We start from the raw sequence: 24,095 nt of genomic DNA on the forward strand, positions 1-24,095 counted from the left end.
CCTCCCGGGTGAAGCGGACAAACAACGGGAAGGAGCATGATTCCCGGACCATTCAACCCTTGTGAGCACTTATGAGGATCTTGGCTCGCCCGCACCAGCTCCCCGTACGGCTCGCCACCGGCGCCTACGTCCTGAACGCCGGGCTGTCCATGGCCGCCGGGGACGAGGGCAGCGCCGCCGCCGTCCACGGGATGGCCGCCAACGCCTACCCGTTCCTGAAGAAGATGAGCCCCAGGACGTTCGTCTGGCTGCTGTCGAAGACCGAGATCGCCGTGGGCGCGGCCCTGCTGGTCCCGGTGGTGCCCTCACTGGTCGCGGGCGCGGCGCTGACCGCCTTCGCCGGCGGGCTGGTCGGCCTCTACCTGCGCACCCCAAGCCTGCGCCAGGAGGGCAGCCTGCGCCCCTCCCAGGAGGGCATCGGCGTCGCCAAGGACGTCTGGCTGCTGGGCATCGGGACGAGCCTGGTCGCCGAGGAGCTCTGCCGTCCCTGACCGTACGGCTTCGCCGGCCCTCAGCCCCGTCCTCCAGCTCCCGTCAGGCCCCGTCCCCCACTCCCGCGCGCCCCGCTCCACGTGCGCGGCCCTCGGTCCGCGCGGGTCTCAGCGGCGCAGCCGTACCTCGCCGACCGGGCGGCCACCGCCGAGCAGCACGCCGACGGCCAGTTCCTCAAGCACCTCGGCCTCGAAACCCAGCGCCCGAAGGGCCTCGACGGTGACGGGCATCCTGGCCCGGTAGCCGCCGTCCTCGATCTTGACGGCCCCTGCCCTGCCGTCCGCGAAGGCGAAGGCGTCGAACGCCTCGGCGCCCGACTTGAGCATCAGCCCGGGAAGCGCCCGCATCAGCCGGGCCTCTGGCTTGGTCGTGCCCGAGGTCCACTCGGGGTGCGCGCGGAAGGCGTCGGCGATCCGGCGCTCGGGCGTGCCCTCCTCGGCCAGTACGAGGGAGCGGAAGGCCCTGGTCACACCGACCATCGACACGAAGAACAGCGGCGCGCCGCAGCCGTCGACCCCGGTGGCCGCGACCCGCTCCCCGGTGAGTTCCTCGACCGTGTCACGCAGCGCCTTCTGCAGCGGGTGCGCCGGGCTCAGGTAGGTCTCCAGCTGCCAGTCGTTGGCCGCGCAGGTGGCGAGCATCGCCGAGTGCTTGCCCGAGCAGTTCATGTAGAGCGGTGAGGGAGCGCCTCCTGAACGCAGCACCCGCTCGCGGGAGGCGGCGTCCTCCGGCAGGTCCGCCGGGCAGCGCAGCGCGCTCTCGTCGAGCCCCGCCCCGGCCAGGACGCGGCGGGCCCCCTCGACGTGGAAGGGCTCCCCCGTGTGGCTGGCGCACGCCAGGGCGAGCAGTTCGCCGTCGAGCCCGAGCCCGGCGCGCACCATGCCGAGCCCCTGCAGCGGCTTCAGCGAGGAACGCGGGGAAACCAGGACGTCGACGGCCCCGTGCACCCGCACCGGCGAACCGGCCGCGTCGACGGCCAGCATGCGGGCCCGGTGGGTGGACTCCACGAACCCGGAACGGACGACCTCCACGACCAGCGACTCAGCAGACACCTCAGCTCCCTTCGCGTGGATTCTACGGAGGGCGGAAACACCGGTTTCCGGCGCGGTCGCAACAACCGGGATGATGGACGCATGCGTGCGGTGGTGCAGCGGGTGAGTTCCGCGTCGGTGACGGTTGACGGCGAGACGGTCGGCGCGATCGACGAGCCCGGACTGCTGGTGCTGGTCGGGGTGACCCACGACGACACCCGGCAGCAGGCGGCCAAACTCGCCGCCAAGCTCTGGGGCCTGCGCGTCCTGTCGGGCGAGAAGTCCTGTTCCGACGTCGGTGCCCCGCTGCTGGTGATCAGCCAGTTCACCCTGTACGGCGACGCCCGCAGGGGCCGCCGTCCGACCTGGCACGCGGCGGCCCCGGGACCGGTGGCGGAACCCCTGGTCGAGGCCGTCTGCGCCGAGCTCCGCGCGTTGGGCGCGCACGTCGAGACGGGCGTCTTCGGCGCGGACATGAAGGTCTCCCTGACCAACGACGGCCCGATCACCCTGATCTTGGAGGTCTGATTCCCGGACCGATACCACGATCACCGACCGCGATGATCCGCTAGGGTAACCGCTTGTCCGCGATGAATCCGTTCATCCGTGATGAAACACCCGAAAAGTCGCACCCTTGGGGAGGGTCATGCGCATCTTCGCGTCCATCGCCGTCGCGTCCGTCGCCACCGCCGCCCTGGTCACCACCGCCGGATCGGCGGCCGGCGCCCAGGTCAGCACCCAGACCGGCGCCCAGGCCACGCCCGCGTTCAGCGCCTACCACGGCGTCACCGGCCAGCAGCAGACCGAACGCTTCAACACGCTGCGCGGCCAGGGCTACCGGCCGATCACCTTCACGGTCGACGACGCGTCCGCACCGCGTTACGGCGCCGTCTGGGTCAAGCGGTCCGGCCCGGCCTGGGCGATGATCCAGGGCATGTCGGCGAGCGGTTACCAGAAGAGGTTCGACAGCTACCTCTCCCAGGGGTACCGCCCGACCTCGGTGAGCGCCACCGGCTCGGGGAACGACGCCGTCTTCGCCGCGATCTTCGAGAAGGTCCCGGGCAAGTTCTTCGCCAAGCACAACCTCACCACCGGCCAGTTCACGGCCGCCAACGCCGACGCCGCCAAGCGGGGCTACGTGCTCACCGCGGCCAACGCCTACGGCACCGCCGACGACCCGCGCTACGCCGCCGTCTGGACGCAGGGCTCGCAGTCCTGGTCCGTCACCGTCGGCAAGTCCTTCGACGAGCACCACGCGGAGTTCCTCGCCAGGACCAAGAAGGGCGAACGGCCCTCGCTGGTCACCGTCGGCCCCGACGAGTCCTACACGAGCGTCTGGGTCAAGGACTCCGGCTCCGCCTGGTACGAGTACACCGGCATGACCCCCGGCGGTTACCAGAAGCGCTTCGACGAGCTGAAGGGCAAGGGCTTCCTGCCCACTCTGCTCGACACCGAGGGCGGCGCCTACACCGCCATCTGGACCAAGGGCTGATTCCCGCCGGGCCCGCGCGCCGTACCCCGTCGAGGGCACGGCGCGCGGGTCCGCTCAGCGGATGCGGCGGCGCAGCGCCGGGTCGATCTGGACGTTGCGGCCCGCGTCTGGCGGCACGACGACCTCCTGGGAGGCCGCGACCCCGCCCGCCTCAAGGGGGACCTCGACCGGGACGGTCCGCTTGACCACGGCCAGCGCGATCGGGCCGAGCTCGTGGTGACGGGCCGAACTGCCCACGAAGCCGACCTCCTCGCCCCCGTTGAGAACGGGGGTGCCGTGCCCGGGCAGGATGTCGGCGCTGCCGTCGAGGTGCAGGAAGACCAGACGGCGGGGCGGGTGCCCGAGGTTGTGGACCCGGGCGACGGTCTCCTGACCCTTGTAGCAGCCCTTGCTCAGGTGCAGGGCCGTACCGATCCAGCCGACCTCGTGGGGGATGGTCTTGTGGTCGGTCTCGAAGCCGAGCCGGGGGCTGTGCTCCTCGATGCGCAGCGCCTCGTAGGCCCACAGCCCGGCCGGGCGCATGCCGCCGAGACGCTCGGTCAGCAGGTCACGCGGCAGGAGCAGGTCGTCGCCGATGACGATCGTCCCCTCCGGCGGGGTGACGCGGCTGGCGTCGGCGACGGAGACCACGGCGTATTCGGCCGTGACGTCGGCCACCTCGACCCTGAGCATGAAGCGCATCTTGTCGAGGAAGGCGACGAGGTCGGCCCCGGTGCCCGGCTCGACGTGCCCCCACACGGCCTCGCCGTCGTCGACGAGCGTGAGGTGGTGCTCGACCCTGCCCTGGGCGTCCAGGAACAGCGTCTGGGTCGGTTGACCGGGTTTGAGGTCGTCGAGTTTCTGCGAGCTCAGGCTGTTGAGCCAGCTCAGCCTGTCGGGGCCGGAGATCCGGACGACCTCACGGTTGCTCCGGTCGACCATCGCCTCTCCGGCGAGGAGGGCGCGCTGCTCGGCGAACGGGTCGCCGTAGTGTCCGGCAACGCCGGCGTCGGGGGCCTCGGCCGCGACCGCGCCCGGGGTGTCCAGCAGAGGGCTTCGCATGGCTCCAAGCCTACGAGGCCTCAGCGGCACTTCCTGCAGCGGCCGAAGACCGTGAGATGGTGCACGTTGACGGCGAAGCCGAACTCCTCGTCCAGCTTGGTCACGAAGTCGTCGACCAGCTCGGGGCGGATCTCGTTGAGCTCCCCGCAGTCGTGGCAGACCAGGTGGACGTGGTCGGCGTCCTCGGCCAGGTGGTAGGTCGGCGCGCCGTGCCCGAGATGGTTGTGGGTGACCATGCCGAGCTCTTCGAGGAGTTCGAGCGTGCGGTAGACGGTTGAGATGTTGACCCCGCGGGCGGTCTCCCGCACCTTGCCGCAGATCTCCTCCGGGGTGGCGTGCTCAAGGGCCTTGACCGCCTCAAGCACCAGCTGGCGCTGCGGGGTGATCCGGTAACCGTGCGCCCGCAGTTGCTCATGCCATGACGTCTCGGCCATGCACAGAGTCTACGAGCAGACCAGCCCTACTGGGGTCGCCACAAACACCAACAAATCGCCCACTACGCACGGTTTCCCGCAGGTTAGGCTGCCCCGGTCCCCTCCCCCGAGGACCTGGTCCCCGGCACCCGCTGGAGCACCCCGGCCCACTGGGCGCTGCTCGACTGCCCCGACACCGTACGGCTCGACCGTCCGACGGCCAGGAACCGGCCCCGGAACCGGATCGACGAGGCGACGGAGGACGCGGCCCAGGCCCGCGCGCTCGTCCCGACGGCCTTCGACGGCGGTGCGGATCCCTCAGCCCTGACGGAGCGCGTCCTCTGCTGGACGCGGAGGGACGGCCGCTGAGGAGCCCCTCACCAGGCGCCTGCCCAGCCGCTGCGCGGGCGCCTCGACGAAACGCCAGGTCAGCGCACTGATCCCGAGCAGCGCCCCGACCAGGCCGACCAGCGCGACCAACCGAGCCCCGAGCGGTACGGCCAGTGGCTCCGGCCAGGTCATCTGAACCACCTTCAACAGCAGCGGATGGAGCAGATAGACCGAGTAGCTGACCAGCCCGAGCCAGGGCAGCACCCGGGGCAGCTCACGGTCGCGCAGCGCCATCCCCACGGCGAAGGTCAGCCAGGCCGCGACCAGCGCCAGCCACAGGCCGGGCGTGTCCCTCGTCAGCCAGATCCCGGCCGCCGGAACCAGGAGCACCCACCCGGCCCGCGCCCAGGTGATCTCGCCCTGTTCCGCCCGGTACAGCACGGTGCCGGAGAACATCGTGGCCAGGATCAGCAGCCCCTGCCAGGTGCCGGGATACTCCTGGTTGACCGCCAGCAGCACCAGCACGGTGCCCCCGGCCGCGACGGCGCCCGCCCGCCGCACCGCGAGGGGCCCCATGAGCGTCATGGCCGTTCCGACCACCACCAGCGCGACCACCGTCAGTGTGACCGTCAGCATCCGCGTCCCGTCGCCGTACGAGAGCAGCTTGGTCGGCAGCACGCCCGCCCCCAGCACGGCCGCCACGGCGAACCCGAGCGCCGCCGTACGGCTCGCCCGGTTCACCCCGAGGGTGAACATCGAGCTCAGCAGCAGGTAGAAGGCCATCTCGTAGGAGAGCGTCCACATCACGTTGACCGTGTTCGGCATGTACAGCAGGTCCTGCAGCATCGTCAGATGGCCCAGCGTCAGCGACAGGGGACGGCTCCCCCACCAGGGGTGCAGGCCGTCCCATCCCGCGGCGATCAGCAGCGCCACCCCCACCGCGCAGACGCCCAGCATCGGGTAGAGCCGGAAGACCCGGGAGATCCAGAAGGCCCGCAGGTCACCCCGCCGCTCCAGCGAAGCCGGCACGATGTAGCCGCTCACCAGGAAGAACACCATGACCCCGTACCACCCGGGCTCGAAGGTCTCCTTGAAAGGAAAGCGGATCTCGGGCAGCAGCGGCGACAGCACGTGTTCGAAGACCACCGCCAGCGCCGCGAATCCTCGTATGGCGTCAAGCCAGGCCAGCCGGCCCCGCCGTCCTGCTTGATCGGTAATCACCTGGTTCATGCTAACGATCGGCCGACGGATATCCGGTTGGACGGGCAACCGCCACCGCCCCGGAGAGGACCGGCCTCACGGCACGGGAGAGACCTGGCAGGACCCCGGCCCCCGGGTCCGGGCCCACGGGCTCCGAGGTCCCGTGAACACGAGGGGCCGCCGCCCCACGGACGGCGGCCCTTCGAACATGTCCGGTGGTGGTCGCCCCTACCGCCGGACGATCAGGAGGCCGAGGGAGACGAGCTCGGCGACGCGGCGGTCCTCGGGGTCCTTCCCGGCGCCCTGGTGACCTTGCAGTCGTAGGCGGCGATCGTGTAGCCGTCCAGCAGCGTGCAGGTCGTCCAGACGGGACCGACCTTGTAGGCGTAGACCTCGGGCAGGCCGCCGCCCTGACCGGCGGGGCCCTGCGGCCCGGCCGGACCCTCGGGGCCCTGAGGCCCGGTCGAGCCCTCGGGACCCTGGGGTCCGGTCTTGCCCGTCTCGCCTCGCGGCCCCTGCTGACCTGCGGCGCCTCGCTCGCCCTGGGGACCCCGCTGGCCGGCGACTCCCCGCTCACCCTGGGGGCCCTGCGGGCCACGCGGGCCGGCCGGTCCCTGGGAGGCGATGCCCTGCTGGGCCTCCTGGAGGGTCAGCACCCGCTCGGTCTTCGGGTTGCACCTCGTGAGCGCACGGACGACCTTCGTGGTCTTGTTGACACAGAAGGTCGTCGGAGCGGCGGCCGAGGTGGCCGCCGAGGCGGTGGTGACGCTCGACAGACCCACCAGAAGGACAACGGCGCCCAAGAGCGCGGCAGGCGTCTTCGATCGCATGAGTGGAGACTCCATAGAAAGAGGGGGATGGACACGAAGATCGTGAGGCGGCGCGACCAGAGTGCCAGGAAGGACCGTTCCAAGCGGGATAAATCAGGCCATGTGACGAAAAAGAGATCTATTTGCGGTCAGGGCGCGGGAGGGCGTGCCCGCCCGTGGGCAGCCCCCGGACACCGAAGCCCTCCCCGGCGCCTCCGCCCTACCGGGCCCACCCCACCCGGTACGGAGACCGTTCGCGGCACGCCGCCTTCGAGGCCCTTCCTCCGAGGTCAGGGCGTGTCCGAGGGGGCGGGGGCAACCGGGCGAAAATAATCGTTTGCCCTGGCTGCGGAGATTTCATAACGTACAAGCACGCTGAAAGGAGGTGGTCCGAACAATGGTTGATCATAGGGCTAGCGAGGTGGCTGTCCGCTAGGACGCCCCAGCTTCCGGACTCCGTCCGGACGTCTGGTGACGTTCGGCGAATTCACGGCAATCACCGGAACCCCGGGTCCGCCAGGGTGGTGGGAGTGCTCTCCCGCCTTTGGTCCCCTTGGCCCTCCCACCCACGGGAGGAACAGACCCGGGGTTCTTCCCTTTTCCGGCCCGGTTCCTTCGGCCCCCGCTTCCGAAGCCCGGCGCCTCTCAATGCCTTCGAGCCTTCCCGGTCTCCCCGCGTCTCCCAAGGAGCCCCGGGACGCTCCCGAAGAGCGTCCCCGCGCTTCCCAGGGCCCGTCCGAGGAGCGGCTCCGACTCCCCGCGTCTCAGTGCTCGCCGCGGGCCGGGACTCCGAGGGCGGCGCACGCCTCCCGGTACAGCCTGACGACCTCCGTGCGGACCTGGGCGCGCTCGGTCAGCGTCGTGCTCCACGGCACCCTGACCGTGACCTCCCGCCCCTCGACCGTCGCGAGGAACTCGATCGCCTCGGCGTCCACCCCCGACGTGACCGCGCTGGTCGCCTCGGGCCGGCCGCCCAGGGCCCGGCAGATCAGCAGCGAGTCGTCGGCGTGGTCGTCGTTCATGTGGCGCTTGATCGCCTCGACCACATCAGGGGTGAAAGGAGTGCTCATGCCCGTGATGGTATTCCCCCGACCCTCCCGCAGGACCGCACCACAGCACCCCAACTCGCCCTCCCGCAGGGCCGCGCGACAGACTCCCGCCACGTCGGCCGCCCCCGGCTCGCCCCACCCGGACGCCCCGGCTCGCCCCACCCGGACGTCGGCACCGCTTCACTCCGGCCAGGGAAGCCGGGCCCCCAGACGCCAGCCTCCCGACGTCGTGGGACCGTACTCCAGGCGTCCCTCGACCAGCGCGACCCGCTCCGCCAGGCCGATCAGCCCCCGTCCCGGCCGGGCTCCAGAAAATCCGGCGGCCCCGGCCGGTCCGGCGTCGTTGACGATCTCGACGACCAGCTCCGCCCCCGGCGCCCCCGCGATCGACACCCGCACCGGCGCCCCCCGCGCGTGCCTGCGCACGTTGGTCAGCGCCTCCTGCACGATCCGATAGGTGGTACGGCCGAGCCGGTCGGGCACGGTCCCGGTGTGCTCCTCGACCATGGTCACCCGCATCCCGGCCCGGTCGGACTCGGCGACCAGCTGCCTGAGGTCGGCGTAGGTCGGCTGGGGCAGTTCCCCGACCGGAGCGCGCAGCACCCCGATGACCTCACGCAGGTCCTGCAACGCCTGGTGGGCGCTCTCCCTGATCACCCTGGCCGCGTGGGCGATCTCCTCGCTCGGGGCGTCGGGATGGTATTCGAGGGCCCCGGCGTGCACGCTCAGCAGTGAGAGACGGTGCCCGAGAACGTCGTGGATCTCCCTGGCGATCGCCGTACGGGCCTCCTGACCGGCCTGTTCCGCCCGCAGACGCGCCTCGGTCTCCATCCGGGCCGCCCGTTCCCGCATCGCGGCGGCGAGTTTGCGCCGGTGGTGGACGTACAGGCCCCAGCCGACCACGGCCCCCTGGATCGCGCCTCCCATGACCCACAGCGCCAGCCGGGGCATGTCCGGCTCGGGCCGCAGCAGCACGTAGACGACGCCCGCGACCAGGCCCGCCACGGAGACGATCATCGTGGTCCTCGGCGGGCGGTGCACCGCGACCGTGAACAGCGCGATCAGCACCGCCCCCGTGATCAGCTCGGAGAACGTCGAGAGCACGATCAGCACGACGGCCAGCTCCGTCGGCCGGCCACGGCGCAGCCACAGCGCGGCGCAGCCGACCACGGCGGTCACCTGGTCGAGATCGAACAGCCACCTGGGCGGTCTCGGGGAGGTGTCGAGGCGCAGCCCGGCCAGGATCAGCCCGGAGAGCACCGCCACCAGGAACAGGCAGGCGTCGACCAGCCAGTCGTGCGGTCCACGCCTCGGCGCGGTCGTCGATTCGTCCATCCCCAACGAGCCTAGGGTCGCCCGTCCCCGCCCCGGCCCCCCGCGATACCAAAGTCGGCGGGACGAACACCTTCGTCGCGCGCCGGGCCCGGCCGGGGAGACGTCCGTCGGCGTGGAGCATCCCGACGACCGATCCGCGAGGTGGCCCGGGATTCCTAGCGTTCAGACATGCGCGAACTCACCAGAATCCTGGGGCTGTTCTTCCTCCTGGAAGGGGTCAGCGGGGCCATCGACCGGGTGGCCGTCCAGCCCTTCATGAACTTCTTCCTCAACTTCTTCGACCGGGTGATCGTCGGACGTCTGGACTTCCTGACCGGCTACGAACTGTTCGCGAACCTCGCCCTGGCCGCCCTGGGCGGCCTGATGCTCGCCGCCACGCGAAGCGGGGCCCAGACGTGACGCGGGATTCCCACGTGACACGGCAAGGCGCACCTCGGACACGAGAGGGCGTGACACGGCGGCTGGCACCCGCCGCCGGACTGTTCCTCCTGGCACCGCTGGTCGCCGAATACCTGCTCGGCAACGTCCCGGTGGCCGACATCGGCGGCCTGCTCGTGCTCGCCCCGATGTACGGCGGCGGCGCCCTCCTGATCAGGGAGGCCGCCCGCCGTACCGGACGTGGCTGGCCCACGATGATCCTCCTGGCGGCGGCGTACGGCGTGCTTGAGGCGTGCCTGATCGACCAGTCGCTGTTCAACCCGTCGTTCGAGGGACACGACTTCCAGAGCGTCACGCCGATCCCGTGGCTGGGCGTCAGCGCCCACTACGCGCTGAGCTTCGTCGGCGGTCACGTGATCTGGAGCATCGGTGTGCCGATCGCTCTCGCCGAATCCCTGACACCCCGCCGGAGCACCGTCCCCTGGCTCGGCCTGCCCGGCCTGGCCGTCACCGGTGTCCTGTTCGTCCTCGGCTCGCTCGTCGTCTTCCAGAGCATGCTCGCCGAGGGCGGGTTCGTCGCCCCCGCCCCACGGCGGATCGGCGCCGCCGTCGTGGTCGTCCTCCTGGCCGGTACGGCCTTCGCCCTCGGCCGCCGTCCGCGTCCCCCGGTTCCCGGCGCCGCTCCCCGCCCGTGGCTGGTCGGTCTCGCGGCCTTCGCCGCCTCCGGCCTGTTCTTCGTCGGGACGGAGGACTGGCCGGGGGTCGCTCTGGCGTCCGGTCTGCCGGCCGTCTCCGCCGTCACGGTCTCCCGCTGGTCACGCCGTACGGGATGGGGCCCGGCACACCGGCTCCACCTGGCCGGTGGCGCGCTGCTGACCTACGTCTGGGGCGGCTTCGTCCTGCTGTCCCTGGAAGGCGACACGACCCCCCTGAACCTGACCGGCCAGTCCCTCCTGGCCCTAAGCGCCCTAGTCCTCCTCCTATTCACCGGAACCCGGCTTCAGGAGTGAGGAGTTTCGGCTTGGGCGCGTCGGTGCTTGGACTGAGGAACGCAGGAGCGCAGCGACGGAGAGACGAGGGAAAGCACCGACCCAGGGCGCCCAAGCCCGCGACGCCGCAGGCGGAGCAAAGAGACACAGCCCCGCGACGCCGAAGGCGCCGCAAAGCACCACAGCTACACCTTCTTCAGCTCCGCCGACAGGTGGGACTGGAGGGGTTCGCCCATGGCGGCCATGTCGTAGGCCCACATCAGGTTGCCGTTGACCAGGCCGTAAAGGCGGTGGCCCGCGGTGTACTCCTTGGCGGTCGCGGTGCGGGCGACCACGTCGGTCTGCAACTCGATCTTGTGGAAGACGACCTCGCCGACGTAGATCTCCACGATGCCGGTCGGGTGCGACAGGCACACCTCAAGTCTGCGCTCGGGCAGGGCACGCCAGAAGCCGGTCTCCGTGCCCAGCGGCCGTACCTTGTTGCCTTCCTTGTCCAGCAGCCACGTCCGGCTCTCATAGGTCAGGAACGGCTTACCGTTGTGACCGAAGACGATCTCCTGGCCGAAGTTGAAGCTCTCGATCGTCGGATATCCACCAACCCCGGCACCTTCCCACCGGCCCAGGAGAAAGGCGATCGGCTCAAGGGCGGAGTGCAGTTCGGGAACGTCCATGCATCCGAGCCTAGAGCCGCCCCGGTACGGCTCGCGCCCGCGACACCGGCCTCATAGGCTTCGGGGTATGGCACGATCACTGGTGATCAAGGTGACCGCCGGCGCGGACGCGCCCGAGCGATGCAACCAGGCGTTCACAGTCGCGGCGGCGGCACTGGCGAGCGGGGTCCCGGTCTCGCTCTGGCTGACGGGGGAGGCCTCGTGGTTCGCCCTCCCCGGACGCGCCAAGGAGTTCGCCCTTCCGCACGCCGCCCAGCTCGGCGACCTGGTCGACGTGGTCCTGGCGAGCGGCCGGATGACGCTGTGCACGCAGTGCGCGGCCAGGCGGAACATCACGGTCGACGACGTGATCGAGGGCGTGCGCATCGCGGGCGCCTCGACCTTCGTCGAGGAGGTGCTCGGCGAGGGGGTCCAGGCCCTCGTCTACTGACGGTCCTCACGCGTACGGCCCCGCCGCGAGGACGGGGCCGTACGTCACGTGCCGTTCAGCCGGGCAGTACGGCCGTCAGCCGCTCCCTGCGGAGCTGGTCGAACCAGGTGTCGTCGAGCGGCGGGAGCTGGAATCCGACGGCCCAGGTCAGCAGCAGGTCGGCCAGGCCGGGGTTGCGGGCCAGCGCGGGGCCGTGCAGGTAGGTTCCCACGACCTTGCCGACGTGACAGCCCTCGGTTCCGTCGCCGTTTCCCGTGCCGACGGTCGTGCGGGCCAGTGGCCGTACGCCGGGGCCGAGGCGGGTGACGCCCATGTGGTTCTCGAAACCGGTCAGCGTCGGGATGCCGAGCACGGAGTCGGCCTCGCCCGCCAGTTCGCCGACGGCGCGGGCGGTGCCGCGTCCGCTGGAGATGTCGATCAGGCCGAGGCCGTCGACCGGCTGTCCTTCCTCGCCGCCGAACGTGGTACCCATGATCTGGTAGCCAGCGCAGACGGCCAGCAGGCAGGCTCCGCGGGCGATGGCGCGGTGCAGCCCGCCGTCCCTGCGCAGCCGTTCGGCGGCCAGGATCTGCGGGCGGTCCTCGCCGCCGCCGATGAGGTAGATGTCGCCGCCCTCGGGCACCGGGTCGGCCGAGCGCACGTGGTAGGTCTCGACCGGGATGCCACGGCGCTGGGCGCGCTGTTCGAGGACCAGCACGTTGCCCTGGTCACCGTAGGTGCTCAGCAGGTCCGGGTAGATCCAGACGATTCGCAGGATGCTGTCAGACGGCACGACCGAACTCCGATCGGATCTGCTGGAAGGCGGTGTAGTTGGCGATCACGTCTACCTTGCCGGGCGGCTGGAGGGCCAGCGCCTCCTCGAAGGAGTTCGTCAGCTGGAACGGCACGCCCGCGATGTCCAGCCTGAGGGCCAGGTCGAGTCTGCGTTCCCCGGTGACGTAGACAGGGCCGCCGCGCAGCACGCGGTAGTCCACGTCCCACAGCCAGGAGGTGTCGCGGCCGTCGGGGCCCTGGGCGTTCACCGAGAGGATCACCGGCAGGGAGCGGTCCAGGACGTCGAACGCCTCAAGCCAGCCCGCCGGGTTCTTGGCCAGCAGCAGCCGGGCGTGCCTGCCGTCGCGCTGGACGACCGTGTAGCGGCCCGCGACGGAGGTGACCTCGCGCAGCCGGGGCAGCGCCCGCTGGATCGGAAGGCCGAAGGCCTCCGCGGTGGCCAGGGCGATCACGGCGTTGGCCCGGTTCGCCCGGCCGGGAAGCTGGATGTCCAGCACCCAGCGCTGCCCGCGCGGGTCGATCACCGCGTCGTCGTCGAGGAACCAGCTCGGCTGGGGGCGCCGGAAGGCGCACTCGCGGCAGGCCCAGTCGTTCTCGGCGGCGCGGGAGACGATCCCGCCGTGGGCGGCGGCCGGGACGGGGCCGGGGGCCGCGCTGCCCGGCGGGACGTAGTCCATGCCCTTGCGGTCGAGCGGGCCGCCGCACTCGGGGCAGCACCAGGAGTCTTCCTTCCACGGCTGCCCCGCGGAGACCCAGGTCACGCCGGGAACGGTCGAGGCGCCCCAGGTCACCAGGGGGTCGTCGGCGTTGGCGATCACGTGGACCGGCCTGTTCGCCAGCGCCCGCCGCCACTTCTGGGCGAGCAGCCAGATCTCACCCGCCCGGTCCATCTGGTCGCGGCTGAGGTTCATCAGGACGACCACCCCGGCACCGGTGGTGTCGATCACCTCGGGGAGGTACTTCTCGTCGACCTCCAGGACGCCGTAAGGGGCGTGCTTGGCCGAGGACAGCGCCGAGACGTGCCCGGCGGGCATGTTGGCGCCGAAGGCGTTGGTCGCGACCTCGCCGAGCTCCTGCAGCGCCGAGGTGATCAGCCGGGTGGTCGTCGTCTTGCCGTTGGTCGCGCTGACCAGCGCGAGCTTGCGGTCCTGCGCGAGCTTGCGCAGCAGGTCGGGTTCCAGCGCCAGGCCGATCCGGCCGCCGATCACTGATCCGTCGCCTCTGCCCGTCGCCCTGGACAGGGTCGCGGCCGTCCGGCCGAGAGCGCTCGCGAGCTGCGCCCGCAGCGGAAGCTGAGTCATGCCGTCTCCTCGCGTAGCGACCCGTCGCAGGACGATCCGGCAGCCGGAAAGCCCGGGATAGCCGAATCGTTCATGCCGCCGATCCTAGCCGTGGTTGGGTGGCGGCACCGTCGTATCCCTATTCGAAGCAGGTGGTCGCCACCTGTCCGATATTACGGATTGACCTGGGGAAACCACCCTGGAGGCACCCCTGGAAACCTCTCGGGGAACGCGTTCCCCGTCACGGGCCGCCTCACTCGCTGAAGGCCAGTTCCGCGCTCTCCGCCGAGGCCGCGTCGAAGGGCAGCACGAAGCGCCGTGGCCACGACAGCACGCTCTCCAACCACCCCGCCCCCATGGTCTGCGCCACATGGCGTAGCCGTTCGGCGGGGTCGATACCGATCGTCACGGTGAGGATGTCCCGTTCGACCCCTTCGTGCTCGTCGTCGCCGAGGATGACCCGCCAGGCCAGTGCCCTGTTGCGTTCGACCTCCATGGACAGCGGGTGGTGGCGCAGTGCCTTGGCCCGGTGGCCGAGCAGTTCGGTGCCGTTGTGCTGGCGACTGAACAGGGCGTACTCCATGACCGGGGCGGCGCCGCGCGGGTTGGGGGCGGGCCGGCCGTACGGGAAGAGTTTGTCCACCTCGTGCAACCAGCGGACCTGCGGGATGACCCACGCGGGTCCGGGGCGTTCGCCGGGCTCCCTGTCGGGGCCGAGCAGCCGGGTGGCCGCCACCGCGACCTGTTCGGTCAGTTTCGCCGGGTCACCGATGGTCCGCAGCGACCAGGCCCTGCGCCCGACGCTGCGCTCGACGGCCGTGGCCAGCATGCACTCGCGTCTCCTGGGCGGTGGTTCGTCCCACATGTCGGCCAGGGCCCTGGGCACCCCGGGCGCGGGACGGTTGGCGCAGAAGGCCAGCACCAGCGTGTCGGTCCAGATCCGCAGCCAGGCCCATTCCGGGGCGTCGGCGAGCAGGTCGGCCTCGCGCAGTTCGACGAGGGTGCAGGCGCGTCCCGTCCTGCACTCCCTGCCGCAGGCGGCCGAGCGACGCCCGCAGATCGGAGGCGTGACGTCGGGCAGCTGCCGTTCGCGGTCCTCCCCCAGCGGCACCTGCACGCGCAACGGCCGGTCCATCCCGTCGGCGAAGATCGCGGCGACGCCCGGCTGGAGTGAGACGACCTGCCTGGACTGTTCCTCGCTGAGGTTCATCGCGGCCCCGACGAGCTGGCGGTCGTCCTCGGCGGGCAGGCGGTGCACCACCTTCAGCGCGGTGTTCTTCACCACGTCGGAGACGAGTTTGGTGGGGATCTGCTCGGCGACCACGATGCCCTCGCCGTAGGCGCGAATCTCGGCGAGCATGCCCGCGAGCAGTTCGACGGCGTGGGTGCTGGCCCGTCCGGCGCCCCGGTCGCGCAGCAGCCGGTGCGCCTCCTCGATCACGATGACGTGCCGCAGACCGCCGCCGCGCTCCTTCCTGGCCCGCATCCGCAGGTGTTCGACGATCCGGATGATCAGCGTGCCCATCAGGAACGCCTTGTCCTCGTCGTTGGCCACGTCCTCGATGGCCAGCACCACGTTGCGCCGCAGCAGGTCGCCGATGTCGGCCGGATGGCCGCCCTCGAAGAAGCGCCCTGCCGAGCCGACCCGCAACGACCGCAGCCGCAGGGAGATGAAGCCCTCGACGTCGGCCTGGACCTCCCTGCCGTAGCCGATCTCCTGGATCACGTCCATGGCGTGCTGCTGCAACTGCTCAAGGGTCGGTACGGCGGGCCGCACGGCCGCGCCGGGGGCCGCCCACCCGGTGACCACGTCCCAGCCGTTGGTCTCGTAGACCCGCTGCAGCGCCAGCGACATGATCTGCGGGAACGGCTCCTCGGCGTCGAAGGCGGCCATGAACAGCGCACGGACCATGTCGATGTGCGCCTGCACGGGGTAGCCGGGTTCGGGGGCGAGCGGGTTGACGCTGAAGGGCACGCTGTCGGGCGCCGAGGGGTTGATCACGGTGACCGGGGCGAGGTGTTCGACCCGGCCGCCCATCGCCGCGTACTCGGACTTGGCGGGTTCGATGGCCAGCCAGGGGATGCCCTCCCCGGTGAGCTGTTCGAGCAGGTGCCTGACGGTCTGCGACTTGCCGGAACCGGTGGCGCCGGTGACGAAGGCGTGCCGGTTCAGGGTGGTCAGCGGCACCCTGAACGAGCCGACCGCCCTGTCCTGGCCGTCCAGGATCGCCCCGAGGCCGACGGTCGGCGCGCCGGGGGAGATGTCCGCCTCGCTGGTCACGTCGAAGAAGCCCGCGTCGAGCACCCTGACCCCCGGCACCTCCCTGCGCGGCAGTCCCGCCAGGGCGGCCAGCGCTCCCGCGGTGGCCGCGAACGGCGCCGCGGTGCCGTCGGCCGGGTCCTGCAGGGTGACCGAGAGCGCCTCGGCGAAGCCGTGCACGGGGCCGTCCAGGGCGCTGCGCAGCCGGTAGGGGTGGTGGCTCATCTCGGCGGACCCGACCAGCACCGGGGCGATCTGGCGCAGTTCCTCGGGTCCGGAGGCCCCGGCGAGCACCCGCACGCTCCACAGCCCGGCCTCGCGGAAGGCGTCCAGCTCCTGCATGCGCCGTTCGGCGCGTTCGGCGTCGTAGCGGGAGCGTTCCGAGGCGTCGCCGTACTGCCTGAGCACGTTGAGCTGGGTGCGCAGGTGGGCCACCTCGGTGTCCAGCAGGTCGGTCCGCTCGGCGACGACCAGCCAGGCGAAGGGCCGGGACATGAGCGTGACCAGCGTCGACTCGAAGAGCGTGGGCCGTTTGACCTCGTCGGCGTCCGGTTCGCGGCGTCCGCCGAGCGGTGGGGCCTGGCGGCCGGGACAGACGGTCCAGGCCAGGTCCGACAGGTCGCTCAGCCACTCGTCGCCGATGCGTACTCCTCGCGCGCCGCTGGGGAACAGCAGCGGCTCCGGGCCCGCCGGGGCCTGGTCGGGCTCGGTGACGGCCCTGCGGGGCGATCTGGGCGGGTTGAGCGGCCCCGCGTTGGTGATGAGTTCGAGCGGGGCGCCCGCTCCCCGGGAGAGCCACCCGACCACGAAGGGCCGGTTGCGCTGCGCCGCCGACAGTACGGCGGGCAGCACGGTGACGAAGTCCCACTCCGCCGACGAACTACGGGAGGGGGCCGTGATGGCCTGGATCCGGTACCAGGGACCGGCAAGCTGGCTGGGGGGACGGGACACACTCGGTTGCATTTGTTCTCCACCCGGGGGACCCGGCCTCAGGCCGGAGGGGTCGGCGCTTCACGGATCGCTCCGCCGTACGGCACGGCGAACCCGGGGCCGGGGGCACCCCGGCAACCAAGGTCGGCCCTCCCCGGGTGATCGCACCTCCGCATTGACCAGGTCGTTACCGCGAGGGGACGGTTCATTGCCGCCTACGCCAGTCGAGCCTCGCCGGAGGCGGCCCGAGGTTGGGTGGGGCACTCTCGAAGGGGGTCGGCTCGTGGCGCCGTGTCTCCTCGGCGCGCTCCAGCACCGCCTCCTTGATCTCGTCGAACTCCCCAAGGGTGGTCTTGGGGAAGGTGAGGATGGCCGGGTTTGCGTCGGCGAGACGGACCCTGCGGCCATGGGCGGTGGCGTCGGTGACGATGACCGACGTGGTGGGAAGCTGCTGGAGCTGGTGGGGTTCGACGAGGAACTCCCGCGAGCGGTGCAGGACCCGTTCGGTCTCCCCCATGGCCTTGCTCGCCTGGCGGCCCCACTCCGTCGAGGAGGTTATGTCCTCCTTGAGATCGGTGCCTCTGACGTCGCGGTCGTCCTCGCCCGCGTCGGGGTGGCCGACGGTCGAGACGTAACCGCCGTCGAGCCCGGCGCCCGCGGCGCTGATCGTCTCGGTGAGCTGGGCGATTTCGAGGCGGTGCTCGGTGCCGACGTGCTCGCTGGCGATCCTGGCGTCCTCGGCGTTGCCCAGGCGCATGAACGCCACCGCGGCGTGACCCCGCCCGAGGCGCTCCCGCACGGTCGGGGTGAGCGCGCGGTAGGTGAGCACCAGGCCGGTCCGCGAGGTCTCACAGGCGTCCATCAGCCGGTCGAGCACGTCACCGCGGAGCTTGTCCGCCCCGGCGACGATGATCGTGTGGTACCACGGCCGTTCCGAGGCGGGTGACTGGCGCAGGATGTGGGTGAGCGCGGTGGCGACGTAGGTGCCCAGGACCCGGTTGCCGAGCACCCCGGCCTGCCGGTCCATGGAGACCACCCGCAACCGCGCGGGCGGCAGCCGTACGGCCTCCGAGCCGAGCGTCTCCAGCTTGCGCAGCTGTGATTCGAGGGCCCAGGCGCGCTCGATCACCACCCGGTCGCTGACGCCGCGGCCGAACAGCGTGCCGATGCGTTCGAGCTGGGTCGCGGTGATCAGGCCGGTCAGGAGGTCCTCACGCGGGTCGCCGACCTGGGCCAGGGCGCGCAGTGCCGCGGTGACCTGGTTGATCGTGGCGTTCTCGCCGAGAACCTCAAGGACGCGCTCCAGGATCGCGTTGTCGAACGACAGGTCCCTCGGGTGCTCCTCGCTGACGCTCACCACGTGGGCGAGCACGTCGGCGAAGGCCTCTGGCGGCAGCGTCGCGCCCAGGTCGAGCCGGGGCAGGTCGCCGGGCAGCACCCAGACCAGCGGGTCGTCGCCGCCCCTGCGCGCCAGCTCTATCAGGTCCTTGGCGATCGCGCCCTCGGACAGGTCGAGCACGGTCAGGTGGCCGCCGCTGTACAGGCGGGTCGCCCCGAGCAGGGTGATCAGCGCCGACCAGCCGGGCAGCGTGCCGCCCGCGACGTCGATGCGGTCGATCTCGTCGGGCACGGTCACGGCGTACCAGGTGAGCTGGCGGTCGTGGAGTTCCTTGCGCTCGGCCCACTCCCGGTAGCGCACGGCGTGCTCCTCCTGGGCCTGGAACAGCTCCCTGTCACGTTCCTCGCGCTGCCGGTCGCCGACCGCCTGACGCTCGCGGATCCGGTGTTTGACCGCCCGGTTCCCCTGGCGGATCGCGTAGCTGCAGAAGACCGCGATCCCGCCGGAGGCCACCAGCCCGGCCGCCGCGAAGGACCAGCGCAGCAACTCGGTGACGCCCAGGACGAGGATCAGCACCGCGAGCGCGGTCATGAACACCCTGAAGACCTTCATCGGGCGGGTCATCAGGGCCTCGTTGAGGCGCTCCCTGCGCATCCACTCGGCGTCGGCCCTGTCGTTGGTCACGGGCCCGCCGTCCGCCGGGGAGGGCCGCCTGGGAGCCGGACCCGGATCAGGGTGCAGCAGGGCGTACTGCCAGCCCAGGTAGATCCGGTCCGCCTGGAGCTGCGCATGCTCGGGATGCACGTCCGCCACGGAACCTCCGCCATAGGGCTCTCGCCGCCTCGGAGACAGCGTAAGAGTTGGACCTCCGATTCGGGCAGCGTTCCCGTCAATCTGCTGCATTTTCCCCATGTTCATCGCCGCTTAAGGGATGAATGAGTCGGATGGGGTGAAGGTAAGCGATTACCATCCTTTGTCATGACGTCTCCCTCCGGTGGCGAAAGCACGCGACGGCGCCCGGTCGCGGTCCCGGTAGCCGCTCTGGTGGTGGCCACCGGTCTGGGAGTCACCGCGGCCTTCGGTGGACTCGCCGAGGCTCCCAAAGAGCCTCCCAAACAGCTCGGCCCCGGCGCGACCGTCGACCAGGGTGAGTTCACGACCACCTTCGTCGAATCGCGCACCGCCTTCCAACCCGACGAGTACGGCGGGGAGGGCAAGCGCTTCCTTGAGGTCGTGATGAAGGTCACCAACAAGGGCGAGAAGACCACCACGGTCGGCTCCCCCTGGTCCGGCACCCAGCGGGGCCTGCTGTTCGGCGCGGGCCTGCTCAAGGTGACCCCCGAGCTCAAGACCCCGTACGGCCCGCTGACCTCCGTCGCCGCCGAGGGCGTCCCGAGCCAGCAGCTCCACCCGGGCGTCCCCTCGACCGTGGTGATCAAGTACCAGCTGACCGATGGTCAGCGTGCCCCCCAGCAGGTGAAACTGGACGTGGGCACCTTCGAGTTCAACGAGGGCTTCAGCCACGAGCTCGGCTGGGTGCTCGTCAGCGAGGACCCCAAAGGACCGCCGACCGTCGCCGCGCAGGTCACCCTCCCGGTCCAGCGTAAGGAAGGCGTCTGATGGGGACCGTCGCCCCCGAACGCGTGGGCGCGCCCACCCGTGGACGCCGCCGTGCCCCCTCCCAGCCGAACAGGTGGCGCAGGCCGGTCGGACTGCTCGTCGGGGTCGCCTTCGCCGCGGCGGCGGTGTGGGCGCAGACCTTCGCCTACACGCGCGACGACCGTGGCGGCCCGCTCACCTGGACCGGCGGCGTCGGTGACGAGGTACGGGCCTCACGTGTCTGGGTCCAGGCCAGGGCGGTGCACGCGGCCAAGACGATCGAGGCGCCGGGACTGGGCGGCAAGACGGCGATCGCGAAGACCACCGGGATCTTCCTCGTGGTCGACCTGGCGGCCCAGGCGACCAGGGAGCCTCAGAAGATCGTCTCGCTGGAGATCCTCACGGCGGACGGCAAGCGTTACACCTCGACCGACCGGGTGCCCGAGACCCAGACCATCAAGCAGTTCTTCGTCCAGCCCGGCTGGTGGGCCACCGGACCCGCCGTCTTCGAGCTGCCCGTCTCCGAACTGGCCGGAGCCCGTATCGTGGTCAGCTCCGTGCGCGGGTTCATCGTCGAGCCGTCCCTGCCCGAGGTGGAGATCGACCTCGGCCTGGACGAGGCGGGCGCGGCCCGGCTGGTATCCGAAGCCAAGGACGTCTACTCGTTGGGGAACAAGAAGTGACGGGCACGCCGCATCCCGGAGACGAAACCACGCCCGGTTGGTCCTCTCCGGCGGAGCCCGGCCGACCCGCTCCGGAGGAGGAGCCCCACGCCCTCCCCCCGTACGGCCTGCCCATCCCGCCCCCGGCCTCCCCGCAGGACGCCCCCGGGCAGGACTTCTTCCGCCCCAGCGCCCCCCACCAGAACCTCCCCAGACCGGAGACCGTCCACCAGGGCTTCCCAGGACCGGACGCCTCCCGTCAGGACTTCCCCGGACCAGACGTCTCCGGACAGGGCCTTCCCAGACCGGAGACCGTCCACCAGGGCTTCCCGGGACCGGGCGCCTCCCGTCAGAATTTCCCCGGGCCAGACGTCTCCGGACAGGGCCTTCCCAGACCGGAGACCGTCCACCAGGGCTTCCCGGGACCGGACGTCTCCCGTCAGAATTTCCCCGGGCCAGGCGTCTCTGGACAGGGCCTTCCCGGGCAGGAGGCCGTCCACCAGGGCCTCCCCAGGCCCGACTCCCCTCACCCGATCCCCCCAAGGCCGGATATATCCGGACGGGACTCCTTCTTCCAGGACGCCCCCCGTCAGGACCCTCCCTGGCAGGGCGTTTCCCCGCAGAACCCTCCGGCTCCCCCATCGGGCGCCCCGTGGCCTTCCCATGAAGCCCAGGGAACCTGGCCCCAGCCGCCCAACGCCCCCGGCGTGCCCTCTCCGGCCATGCCCTCCACCCCGGCGCCCTCCCCCTCGGCCGTGCCCGCCCCTCCGCAGGCCCAGCCCACCCCGGTCCATCCAGGCGCGGCTCACCCAACCCCGCCCCAGGCCTTCCCGCCCCACCCCGGCCCGACCCAGCCCATGTCGGCCCACCCCGGCCCTGGGCAGCCCGGCCCGGCTCACTCCGATCCTCGGCCCGGCTCGCACCGTGGGTCCCAGCCCGAGTCACCCCAGCCCGGCCCCCAGCCCGGCCCGCCCCTCCCCGGCCCGGCTCACCCCGGCCCTCAGGCAGGCCCGTCCCACCCCGGTCCTCAGGCCGGTCCGCCTCAGTCCGGTCCAGCTCACCCCGGTCCTCACCCTGGCCCGCGCTCCGGTTCTCAGGCCGGTCCGGCCCAGCCCGGCCCGCCTCACCCCGGTCAGGCGCCGGCCGCCCCGGCGCAGCCCGTACGGGCTCCCCAGGCACAGCCCCCGGTGGGCCCCTCCTGGTTCGCCTCCGACCGTGGCGCCTTCCCCGACCAGCAGGTCTGGCCCCCGACGGTCCGTGAGGAGCACGCCGGGATCTCGACGCAGCCCTTCCCCGCCGTCCCCGCCGCCCCGCTGCCGCCCAGGCAGCCCGTACCCGCCATGCAGCCCCTGGGGATGACCCAGGAGTCCCCTGCTCCCACTGCCGGTGTCCCCGCGGTCGCCCCGGTCGCCGACGACGCCGAGCCCGACGGGGCCGCCGGACCCGCCGACCCGGCACCGGCCAGGCCGGGCCGTACGGCGTTGCGGGCGGTCGGCGCGGTGCTGGCCCTGGCGGTCGCCATCGCCGTTCCCACCATGGACGGTTACACGACCTACCGTGAGGCACGCCCCCCGGACAAGATCCACACCTTCGCCGCCGGTCAGACCGCGTCGTTCAAGCATGTGTCCTGGCAGGTGAACGTGGAGGTCGTCGACAGCATCCCCAACACCCGCCCGACCCCGCCCGACCGTCAGTGGCTGAAGATCAGGATCACCCGGATCGCCCTGGACCAGGAGGGGATCATCCGCCGGGTTCCCCCCGAGGTCGAGGTACGGGCCGCCGACGGGCGTGTCTGGAAGGTGGAGCCCCTCGACGACGACCTGCCCCTGGACGCCAAGGACTACAGGGTCGGCGCGCCGTACCACTACAACATGGTCGGCGTGGTGCCCAGGGCTCTCTCCTCCCAGGTGGAGGTCTACCTGCGTCCCAGCCCGGCGCGGATCATCGAGAACGAGTCCGTGGAGGACATGTTCAAACGGTCCGCGAAGGAGGAGGAGCTGAAGGACAACGTGCTGCGCTTCAGGCGCTGATCACCTCTCCGGCCTCGCGGCTACGCGTGGCGGCGATGTCGAACGTGGCCGCCAGCAGGCAGATGGTCAGCACCTTGACGAGGAGTTCCCTGATCACCCCGGCGGGGTTGCCGAAGAGCACCCAGCTGAAGGGCTCCTCGTTGCCGATCAGCATCCGTATCCCCTGGTCGGCGTAGTCGGTGCCCACCCGGATCAGCACGTAGCACAGGCAGAACAGCCCGAACAGGGCCGCCCCTCCCCGTACGGCCAGCCGGAAGGCGTTGGCGGGTGGGACCCAGCGCTCCTGGAACCCGGTCGTGGCCCGGGTCATGGTCGAGCGGGTGAGCGTGTGGGTCTGCTCCATCCGGTCGGCCACGGTGTCCAGCCTGGTCCCCCGTACGACCGCGCGGGTGTCCTCGGCGAACGCGCCGTAGACGAGCGAGGCGACCGTCAGCCAGGTCAGGGGTTCGACCAGCGCGGAGACCACGTACGGCCAGGCCTCCCCGATGGCGCCGGTCACCTCCTTCCACCCGGGGATGTCGCTCCGGGCCTGCTCGGCCCAGCCGTTCAGGGTGGCCACCGCGACCCGGCCGGACAACCAGTCGGAACGCGCGGAGACGAGGGTGAACATCGCGTTGATGCTGTAGAAGGCGAAGGCCAGCTCGAAGAAGGCGGCCATGATGCCGCTGCCCCTGACCTTGTCGTTGGCGTGCCACCAGCCGAAGAGCGCCTTGAGCCCGTAGGCCACGACCGCGATGCCGAGCGAGATCCGGACGTCCAGGCCGACCAGGCCGGTGCCCGTGGTGATGGTCTCACCGGCGAAGCTCCGCGCCAGGTCCTCCCCGACGTTGTGGGTGATGTCGAGGGCGACGAAGTCCCTGGCGTCCTCGACGTGGAAGCTCCAGGCCATGTAGATGGTGGCGAAGACCAGCGTGGCCCGGTTGAGCGCGCCGAACAGGTTCTCCTCGGCCTCCTCCCCCGCCCGCCGTACCTGGATCTCCCTGAGGGCGCCACGCACGGAGTAGAGCATGCCGACGGTGATGACGAGCTCGTTCATCACGATCAACGTGAAGATCAGCATCGTGACGACGAGCCGGACCTGCCGGTAGTCGCCGTGCGACAGCTCGGTGCCCGCCCACAGCAGGCCCGCGCGGATCGCCCGTCCTGCGGAGAACCAGAGCACCAGTGAGATCCCGCATGCGCCCAGGATTCTCAGGGTGTGCAGGGGCAGGGAGTACGCCGTGAGCGCGCTCGGCCCGCGGCCCGCGGCTCTCGATGGCGGTAGCGGCGGGGACATAGCAGGCGTTCCGGACACCCCAGGATCCTAGCGGCCCGCACGGACGGGAACGCGAGAACGCCCCTCCCCAGGGAAAGCCCTCCCGGGAATCACGGATCGGCGGCTCGAATTTCCCCTCGGACCCGACAGGCGCCCCGCAGCGCGGTCAATCCGTCGGCCGTCCCACCGCCGCCGCCGAGCGGATCGGCGAACCCAGGACCGTCAGGACTTTCCTTTCCCGCATTCGGGGCTCATACCCTGAGAACGGCCTCGGCGGAGATTCCCCCTGCCGGTGAGCCCAACGAC

The 24,095-nt window shown here is 71.3% G+C and carries 22 protein-coding genes; 9 read left to right on the top strand and 13 right to left on the bottom strand.

Annotated elements, in window-relative coordinates; translation table 11 throughout:
* Positions 1-71 precede the first annotated feature (71 nt).
* Positions 72-491, top strand: coding sequence for a hypothetical protein (locus ACIBVQ_RS23035; RefSeq protein ID WP_352014644.1), 420 nt, complete (start codon positions 72-74; stop codon positions 489-491).
* A gap of 108 nt (positions 492-599) precedes the next feature.
* Here the strand turns inward: ACIBVQ_RS23035 and ACIBVQ_RS23040 are convergent, their stop codons facing one another.
* Positions 600-1,544: an asparaginase gene (locus ACIBVQ_RS23040; protein ID WP_399179790.1), complete on the bottom strand. Its 945-nt coding sequence runs from the start codon at positions 1,542-1,544 to the stop codon at positions 600-602.
* An 81-nt stretch (positions 1,545-1,625) separates the two neighbouring features.
* On the opposite strand from ACIBVQ_RS23040, the gene dtd reads away from it, so the two are divergent.
* Positions 1,626-2,051, top strand: a complete 426-nt coding sequence (gene dtd / locus ACIBVQ_RS23045) for a D-aminoacyl-tRNA deacylase (RefSeq protein ID WP_399179792.1) — start codon at positions 1,626-1,628, stop codon at positions 2,049-2,051.
* Positions 2,052-2,169: 118 nt separating this feature from the next.
* Entirely contained in the window at positions 2,170-3,015 is an 846-nt protein-coding gene (locus ACIBVQ_RS23050; protein WP_399179794.1) for a hypothetical protein, read from the top strand.
* A 54-nt stretch (positions 3,016-3,069) separates the two neighbouring features.
* Here ACIBVQ_RS23050 and ACIBVQ_RS23055 read toward each other — a convergent pair whose 3' ends face one another.
* From ACIBVQ_RS23055 to ACIBVQ_RS23080, 6 genes are all read right to left on the bottom strand, one after another.
* A complete protein-coding gene (locus tag ACIBVQ_RS23055) occupies positions 3,070-4,056 on the bottom strand; it encodes a YgfZ/GcvT domain-containing protein (RefSeq protein ID WP_399179796.1) in 987 nt (328 codons plus the stop codon).
* 20 nt (positions 4,057-4,076) lie between these two features.
* Positions 4,077-4,490 carry a Fur family transcriptional regulator gene (locus tag ACIBVQ_RS23060; protein WP_352014639.1) on the bottom strand — a complete coding sequence of 138 codons (414 nt, stop codon included), beginning with the start codon at positions 4,488-4,490 and terminating at the stop codon, positions 4,077-4,079.
* 297 nt (positions 4,491-4,787) lie between these two features.
* Positions 4,788-6,020, bottom strand: coding sequence for an acyltransferase family protein (locus ACIBVQ_RS23065; RefSeq protein WP_399179798.1), 1,233 nt, complete (start codon positions 6,018-6,020; stop codon positions 4,788-4,790).
* A gap of 221 nt (positions 6,021-6,241) precedes the next feature.
* Entirely contained in the window at positions 6,242-6,829 is a 588-nt protein-coding gene (locus ACIBVQ_RS23070) for a hypothetical protein (protein WP_399179800.1), read from the bottom strand.
* A 743-nt stretch (positions 6,830-7,572) separates the two neighbouring features.
* On the bottom strand, positions 7,573-7,878 hold the full coding sequence (locus ACIBVQ_RS23075) for a DUF2470 domain-containing protein (RefSeq protein WP_352014635.1): 306 nt from the start codon (positions 7,876-7,878) through the stop codon (positions 7,573-7,575).
* Positions 7,879-8,037: 159 nt separating this feature from the next.
* Complete coding sequence (locus tag ACIBVQ_RS23080; RefSeq protein WP_399179803.1) at positions 8,038-9,192, bottom strand: sensor histidine kinase; 1,155 nt, start codon at positions 9,190-9,192, stop codon at positions 8,038-8,040.
* 168 nt (positions 9,193-9,360) lie between these two features.
* Between ACIBVQ_RS23080 and ACIBVQ_RS23085 the strand changes: the two genes are divergently transcribed.
* Together ACIBVQ_RS23085 and ACIBVQ_RS23090 are read left to right on the top strand one after the other, a co-directional pair.
* Complete coding sequence (locus ACIBVQ_RS23085; RefSeq protein WP_352014633.1) at positions 9,361-9,591, top strand: hypothetical protein; 231 nt, start codon at positions 9,361-9,363, stop codon at positions 9,589-9,591.
* Positions 9,592-9,641: 50 nt separating this feature from the next.
* Positions 9,642-10,580, top strand: a complete 939-nt coding sequence (locus tag ACIBVQ_RS23090) for a hypothetical protein (protein WP_399179805.1) — start codon at positions 9,642-9,644, stop codon at positions 10,578-10,580.
* 164 nt (positions 10,581-10,744) lie between these two features.
* Here ACIBVQ_RS23090 and ACIBVQ_RS23095 read toward each other — a convergent pair whose 3' ends face one another.
* The gene (locus ACIBVQ_RS23095; protein ID WP_352014631.1) at positions 10,745-11,230 is read right to left on the bottom strand and encodes an FABP family protein; all 486 of its coding nucleotides are present in this window, start codon (positions 11,228-11,230) and stop codon (positions 10,745-10,747) included.
* Between the two features lie 67 nt (positions 11,231-11,297).
* On the opposite strand from ACIBVQ_RS23095, the gene ACIBVQ_RS23100 reads away from it, so the two are divergent.
* A complete protein-coding gene (locus tag ACIBVQ_RS23100; RefSeq protein ID WP_352014630.1) occupies positions 11,298-11,660 on the top strand; it encodes a DsrE family protein in 363 nt (120 codons plus the stop codon).
* A 55-nt stretch (positions 11,661-11,715) separates the two neighbouring features.
* Here the strand turns inward: ACIBVQ_RS23100 and ACIBVQ_RS23105 are convergent, their stop codons facing one another.
* The 4 genes from ACIBVQ_RS23105 to ACIBVQ_RS23120 form a co-directional block, all read right to left on the bottom strand.
* On the bottom strand, positions 11,716-12,432 hold the full coding sequence (locus ACIBVQ_RS23105; protein WP_352014629.1) for a glutamine amidotransferase: 717 nt from the start codon (positions 12,430-12,432) through the stop codon (positions 11,716-11,718).
* On the bottom strand, positions 12,422-13,735 hold the full coding sequence (locus tag ACIBVQ_RS23110; protein ID WP_362781162.1) for a MurT ligase domain-containing protein: 1,314 nt from the start codon (positions 13,733-13,735) through the stop codon (positions 12,422-12,424). The genes ACIBVQ_RS23105 and ACIBVQ_RS23110 overlap by 11 nt, the downstream gene beginning before the upstream one ends.
* Before the next feature lie 232 nt (positions 13,736-13,967).
* Positions 13,968-16,937 (bottom strand): ATP-binding protein, encoded by a 2,970-nt coding sequence (locus ACIBVQ_RS23115; protein ID WP_352014627.1) that lies wholly within the window; start codon positions 16,935-16,937, stop codon positions 13,968-13,970.
* A 172-nt stretch (positions 16,938-17,109) separates the two neighbouring features.
* Positions 17,110-19,047 carry a hypothetical protein gene (locus ACIBVQ_RS23120; protein WP_362781160.1) on the bottom strand — a complete coding sequence of 646 codons (1,938 nt, stop codon included), beginning with the start codon at positions 19,045-19,047 and terminating at the stop codon, positions 17,110-17,112.
* A gap of 174 nt (positions 19,048-19,221) precedes the next feature.
* Here ACIBVQ_RS23120 and ACIBVQ_RS23125 point away from each other — a divergent pair, with 174 nt between their 5' ends.
* From ACIBVQ_RS23125 to ACIBVQ_RS23135, 3 genes are all read left to right on the top strand, one after another.
* Positions 19,222-19,863, top strand: coding sequence for a hypothetical protein (locus ACIBVQ_RS23125; RefSeq protein ID WP_352014625.1), 642 nt, complete (start codon positions 19,222-19,224; stop codon positions 19,861-19,863).
* A complete protein-coding gene (locus tag ACIBVQ_RS23130) occupies positions 19,863-20,525 on the top strand; it encodes a hypothetical protein (protein WP_399179808.1) in 663 nt (220 codons plus the stop codon). Before ACIBVQ_RS23125 ends, ACIBVQ_RS23130 begins: the two co-directional genes overlap by 1 nt.
* Before the next feature lie 1,166 nt (positions 20,526-21,691).
* Positions 21,692-22,534 (top strand): hypothetical protein, encoded by an 843-nt coding sequence (locus ACIBVQ_RS23135; RefSeq protein ID WP_399179810.1) that lies wholly within the window; start codon positions 21,692-21,694, stop codon positions 22,532-22,534.
* Here ACIBVQ_RS23135 and ACIBVQ_RS23140 read toward each other — a convergent pair.
* Positions 22,524-23,696, bottom strand: coding sequence for a hypothetical protein (locus tag ACIBVQ_RS23140; RefSeq protein ID WP_352014622.1), 1,173 nt, complete (start codon positions 23,694-23,696; stop codon positions 22,524-22,526). The two genes, ACIBVQ_RS23135 and ACIBVQ_RS23140, sit on opposite strands and share 11 nt — an antisense overlap.
* Between the last annotated feature and the right edge of the window lie 399 nt (positions 23,697-24,095).

It is taken from the genome of Streptosporangium sp. NPDC049376, from assembly GCF_044466505.1.
In the GTDB taxonomy this organism is placed as follows: Bacteria; Actinomycetota; Actinomycetes; order Streptosporangiales; family Streptosporangiaceae; genus Streptosporangium.

What these genes read in the sequence shown, in the direction of transcription:
- ACIBVQ_RS23035 (WP_352014644.1), top strand. Translation starts at nt 72, where the DNA reads ATGAGGATCTTGGCTCGCCCGCACCAGCTCCCCGTACGGCTCGCCACC.
- dtd (WP_399179792.1), top strand. Translation starts at nt 1,626, where the DNA reads ATGCGTGCGGTGGTGCAGCGGGTGAGTTCCGCGTCGGTGACGGTTGAC.
- ACIBVQ_RS23050 (WP_399179794.1), top strand. Translation starts at nt 2,170, where the DNA reads ATGCGCATCTTCGCGTCCATCGCCGTCGCGTCCGTCGCCACCGCCGCC.
- ACIBVQ_RS23055 (WP_399179796.1), bottom strand. Translation starts at nt 4,056, where the DNA reads ATGCGAAGCCCTCTGCTGGACACCCCGGGCGCGGTCGCGGCCGAGGCC.
- ACIBVQ_RS23060 (WP_352014639.1), bottom strand. Translation starts at nt 4,490, where the DNA reads ATGGCCGAGACGTCATGGCATGAGCAACTGCGGGCGCACGGTTACCGG.
- ACIBVQ_RS23070 (WP_399179800.1), bottom strand. Translation starts at nt 6,829, where the DNA reads ATGCGATCGAAGACGCCTGCCGCGCTCTTGGGCGCCGTTGTCCTTCTG.
- ACIBVQ_RS23075 (WP_352014635.1), bottom strand. Translation starts at nt 7,878, where the DNA reads ATGAGCACTCCTTTCACCCCTGATGTGGTCGAGGCGATCAAGCGCCAC.
- ACIBVQ_RS23080 (WP_399179803.1), bottom strand. Translation starts at nt 9,192, where the DNA reads ATGGACGAATCGACGACCGCGCCGAGGCGTGGACCGCACGACTGGCTG.
- ACIBVQ_RS23085 (WP_352014633.1), top strand. Translation starts at nt 9,361, where the DNA reads ATGCGCGAACTCACCAGAATCCTGGGGCTGTTCTTCCTCCTGGAAGGG.
- ACIBVQ_RS23095 (WP_352014631.1), bottom strand. Translation starts at nt 11,230, where the DNA reads ATGGACGTTCCCGAACTGCACTCCGCCCTTGAGCCGATCGCCTTTCTC.
- ACIBVQ_RS23100 (WP_352014630.1), top strand. Translation starts at nt 11,298, where the DNA reads ATGGCACGATCACTGGTGATCAAGGTGACCGCCGGCGCGGACGCGCCC.
- ACIBVQ_RS23110 (WP_362781162.1), bottom strand. Translation starts at nt 13,735, where the DNA reads ATGACTCAGCTTCCGCTGCGGGCGCAGCTCGCGAGCGCTCTCGGCCGG.
- ACIBVQ_RS23115 (WP_352014627.1), bottom strand. Translation starts at nt 16,937, where the DNA reads ATGCAACCGAGTGTGTCCCGTCCCCCCAGCCAGCTTGCCGGTCCCTGG.
- ACIBVQ_RS23125 (WP_352014625.1), top strand. Translation starts at nt 19,222, where the DNA reads ATGACGTCTCCCTCCGGTGGCGAAAGCACGCGACGGCGCCCGGTCGCG.
- ACIBVQ_RS23130 (WP_399179808.1), top strand. Translation starts at nt 19,863, where the DNA reads ATGGGGACCGTCGCCCCCGAACGCGTGGGCGCGCCCACCCGTGGACGC.